The organism is Pseudomonas sp. Sample_16, from assembly GCF_004307665.1.
Classification (GTDB): domain Bacteria; phylum Pseudomonadota; class Gammaproteobacteria; order Pseudomonadales; family Pseudomonadaceae; genus Aquipseudomonas.
On the sequence record NZ_RCOB01000151.1, the window covers coordinates 1 to 4,036 of the forward strand.

At 48.8% G+C, this 4,036-nt stretch carries 3 protein-coding genes and 1 pseudogene; all 4 read left to right on the forward strand.

All coding sequences use genetic code 11. The features are described from left to right. The first annotated feature begins 770 nt into the window (after window positions 1-770). The 4 genes and pseudogenes from tnpB (at window position 771) to D8U69_RS29815 (ending at window position 2,694) form a co-directional block, all read left to right on the forward strand. Window positions 771-1,130 (forward strand): IS66 family insertion sequence element accessory protein TnpB, encoded by a 360-nt coding sequence (gene tnpB / locus D8U69_RS20330; RefSeq protein ID WP_241667805.1) that lies wholly within the window; start codon window positions 771-773, stop codon window positions 1,128-1,130. Window positions 1,131-1,148: 18 nt separating this feature from the next. Next, window positions 1,149-1,985: a transposase gene (locus tag D8U69_RS29960; RefSeq protein WP_277751169.1), complete on the forward strand. Its 837-nt coding sequence runs from the start codon at window positions 1,149-1,151 to the stop codon at window positions 1,983-1,985. Next, window positions 1,951-2,472: pseudogene (locus D8U69_RS29965) on the forward strand (IS66 family transposase); the annotation flags it as partial. The gene D8U69_RS29960 and the pseudogene D8U69_RS29965, both read left to right, overlap by 35 nt. A gap of 84 nt (window positions 2,473-2,556) precedes the next feature. Beyond that, window positions 2,557-2,694 carry a transposase domain-containing protein gene (locus tag D8U69_RS29815; RefSeq protein WP_241667806.1) on the forward strand — a complete coding sequence of 46 codons (138 nt, stop codon included), beginning with the start codon at window positions 2,557-2,559 and terminating at the stop codon, window positions 2,692-2,694. Window positions 2,695-4,036: the final 1,342 nt, after the last annotated feature.

Sequence of the window (4,036 nt, forward strand, 5' to 3'; positions counted from 1 at the left end):
GAGCTGCATGCAAAATAAGTGAAACATTTTTCTTATAGATACTGAAAGACAGCGTAACCTGACGTTTTACCTCACCCAAAAATCTCGGCGCGTGAGCTGCCTAACACTCATAACTGGTAACTGAATAGGATGCTAAAAGCTTCGAACGACACGTTTAACTTTTTTCGGGATGCGCCCTCGTCGAAACAACCACCAAAAATACAAAATATAACAACCATAAAAGCGACAGAAATTTAAATATCACTAACTAAAGCGTGCACTCATATATCTACCTTTCGTTAAACCGTGACCATTAGCCTTCTCAAAAAATCACAGATCAAGCGAACATCAGGTAAAAATGTACAGCATCAGGGATATAGTTTTTATCATCAAATCTAATTTCATTAACAAAATGCCTCACCAGCTTGCTTGGACTGTCACCCTGTTTCGAGCTTTAGAAGCATTCCGCCAATGAAATCGATAAAACCGCTTGTAACGCCTATGGCACACGACTATAAAGACGATGTAAATAGCAACTTCCAGAAACAATTAAATCTTTTTAAAAGAACTCTCCTGGATAGCTCCAGCCCAACTGCCGAGATATTATTAGATCACTGACAAAAAGTCAATGGCCGCTATTAGCGCACTACGAAACCTTTTTTTGATTGGCGCCACCTGATACATACTCCTTTGCTGCCAAAACTATTGTAAGCGATCCATAAACCCCACATTCAAAGCGCTTAGCTGATACCAGATGCTGTGCTCCCGATTCCCTCAGGAGCCAGTTCGCCATGATGCGACCCGACCTCAAAGTCGAAAAAGTCTATCTTTACCCTAAGCCCGTGGACTTCAGAAAGTCCATTGATGGCCTCGCTGCTCTGGTCGAACTGGACATAAAAGTGGCGGTGTTCGATCCCGTGCTCTTCGTTTTCCTCAACAAGCCCCGTAACCGCGTGAAGATTTTGTACTGGGAGCGTAACGGCTTCTGCCTCTGGCTTAAGCGCTTGGAGTCCGAGCGATTCAAAACAACGCCTGATCTCTGCGATGAAGTGATCGTTCTGACCGTCCAGGAACTGAACTGGCTGCTCGACGGTTTTGACCTGTGGCGCAACCGTCCTCAACAGGTTTTGACTCCACGTTACGTAGCCTGACCCGGTATAATCCGGGCCATGATTTCTCTGCCCGACGATCTTCCTGATGACCCCGTTTTGCTCAAGCAGATGCTACTTGAGGCACTCAATCGCCAGGAAGAAGTTGCCCAGGCTTATCAAGCGCACATCGTCGACCTGAAAGGACAGATCAAGCTGTTGCGCGACCGCTTGTTCGGGCGTAAGTCCGAGCAGACGGCAAAGCCCAACACGCCGCAACTTGCACTGTTCAATGAGCCTGAAAGCGAGCCGATGCCATTGATCGGTGATGCTGAAGAAGAAGTCGTTTCCCCGGTGCCGCGCCGAGGAAAACGTAAGGCATTGTCGGCTGAGCTGCCGCGTGTCGAGGTCATCCACGAACTGCCCGAGCACGAACTGACCTGTGCCTGCGGTTGCCGCAAGCACGTGATCAACGAAGAAATCAGCGAACAGCTGGATATCGTGCCGATGCAGATCCGTGTCATCAAACACATACGCAAGGTTTACGGTTGCCGTGGCTGCGAAACGGCACCGGTCACCGCCGACAAACCGGCTCAACTGATCGAAAAGAGCATGGCCAGCCCAAGCGTTCTGGCCATGTTGCTGACCACCAAGTACGTCGATGGCTTGCCGCTGCATCGTTTCGAGACGGTGTTAAGTCGACACGGTATCGATATACCAAGGCAAACACTGGCGCGCTGGGTGATGCAGTGCAGCGAACACTTTCAGCCACTGCTCAACTTAATGCGCGACCGATTACTGGAAAGCCCGGTGATCCACTGCGATGGAAACCCGTGTTCAAGTATTGAAAGAGCCAGGTCGAGACCCGACCAGCCAATCCTGGATGTGGGTACAAGCCAGCGGCCCGCCAGATCGTAAGGTCGTGTTGTTCGACTACACGTCCAGCCGTGTGCAGGAGGTTCCGTTGCGTCTGCTGGAAAATTATCGCGGCTATGTGATGACCGATGATTACGCGGGGTATAACGCCTTGGCGTTGCAACCGGGGGTTGAACGGCTGGCCTGCATGGCCCATGCGCGCCGCAAGTTTGTCGAGGCTCAGAAAGTGCAGCCGAAGGGTAGACGGGACGTGCCGATATCGCGTTAACAATGATCAACAAGCTGTATGGCATCGAGCGCGAGCTCAAGGACAGTGATGATGAACAGCGTTTAATCGGCCGTCAGCAAAAAGAGCGTACCGATCCTGGCTCAGTTGAAAAGCTGGTTGGAGAAAACGCAGCCCCAAGTCACGCCACAAAGTGTGCTGGGTAAGGCCATTAATTATCTGGCCGGCAACTGGGGCCGGCTGGAGCGTTATGTAGAAGCCGGTTTTTTACCTATCGACAACAATGCGGCCGAAAGGGCGATAAAACCGTTCGTTATCGGTCGTAAGGCGTGGCTGTTCAGCGACACGCCCAAAGGCGCTACCTCCAGTGCTCAGATCTACAGCCTGGTGGAGACCGCCAAGGTCAACGGGCAAGAGCCTTATACGTGGCTACGCCACGTACTGGAGCAGATACCACACGCGCAGTCGGTGGCGGACTATGAAGCGCTGCTGCCGTGGAACTGCTCGCCAGAGATACTCCGTTAAACCTGAATCCTATCGCGGGGTGAAGGATCGTACCCTAACAAGACTGCGAGGTCCTTTGTTGTATCGCCAAATCCACCTTACACGTAATAGATTCGGGACGTTTTTTGGGCCTTCAACCCCCTGTAAAAACAGAAAGTCCTACCCCCGATACAAAAAACGTCCTACCCCTGATACAAGGCCAAAATGGCTCAGATGAGCACAGTCAGGGCAGATTTCTGCATTTATGTGGCATATAAGTGGCTTATAAATGGCATTTCAATTGTATTTCTATGGCATTTATATGCCATAGAAATAGCCGGTTTTTTGTGCCCCCTGAAATATTCGGTCTTGGCATTTATGTGCCACTGAAATAGCAAAAATGTGGCATTTTTGTGCCACTAAAATGGCTAAATTTTGGGTTTCTTATGCCGGCGAAATAGAAAGTTTACTGTTTATGTGCCACATCGCTGCGGGATGCGGTGTTCATGGATCGCATACAAACTATTCACACGGCCATTTTATTTGAAAATAGATGCTGACTTAGCAGTACAACGAGCTCATTGAGGACGATTAAAAAAGAAATTGGCAAGTAAAGGAGTTACGCTGAGCAAGTGCTGAAGCACATTCTAGGCAACCTGCTGCTTTGAGCGCTACGGAAAAGCGATATCCATTCAGATAATGTGCACGCCAGGGGGCCGCGCAACTCCTTCTAAATTCACGTGCCGTACCATTATCGGGATCATGGTAAACGATTGCCTTAAATTTTGGTGTGAGGACGGAGCAAATACAGCAGCATCGTGCAATCACAATTGAACGCTATGGGTTTAAACCAACCCGACAGCGTTATGAACATCGAAAATGGCATAGCATCAGCCTGAGATTATCAGGCGCGCACTTAACTACTTGAACAGTGAATTTCAAGCACACTTTCAAATTTCTTAGTAGCGAATTCAGGTGTAGTAAGCGGGCTCATTAGGACGATTTCACAATAAATTACCGCCACTCTTTCACCCCATTAAAAACATAGGAGTATATGTTTACGAGCCACAAAAACACACTCCATCGTGATCCGCGGAAAGGATACTTTTTATTGTCACCAATTAAAGCATAACACTTTCCTTAAGGGACGGTAGGCGCATTAGAAACATTCAGCAAGGTCAAGCTAGAATGGGTGCCCGAGAGCACCCTGCATTTTTGAATGCAAAATCAACCACGGATAAAAATCACTCTAAACTACTCGATGCGCCTGATGATATCTCCGCAAAAAAGATCAACATTGCCGTCTTCGGGCGCTGAGCGCAGTACGATCGAATAATGCTCCGATAGCAAATCCGACAAACCGAATGGCGCACTTCTGTCAAAT

Excerpts from the sequence above, each read along its gene's own strand:
- tnpB (WP_241667805.1), top strand. The coding sequence starts at position 771 with ATGATGCGACCCGACCTCAAAGTCGAAAAAGTCTATCTTTACCCTAAG.
- D8U69_RS29960 (WP_277751169.1), top strand. The coding sequence starts at position 1,149 with ATGATTTCTCTGCCCGACGATCTTCCTGATGACCCCGTTTTGCTCAAG.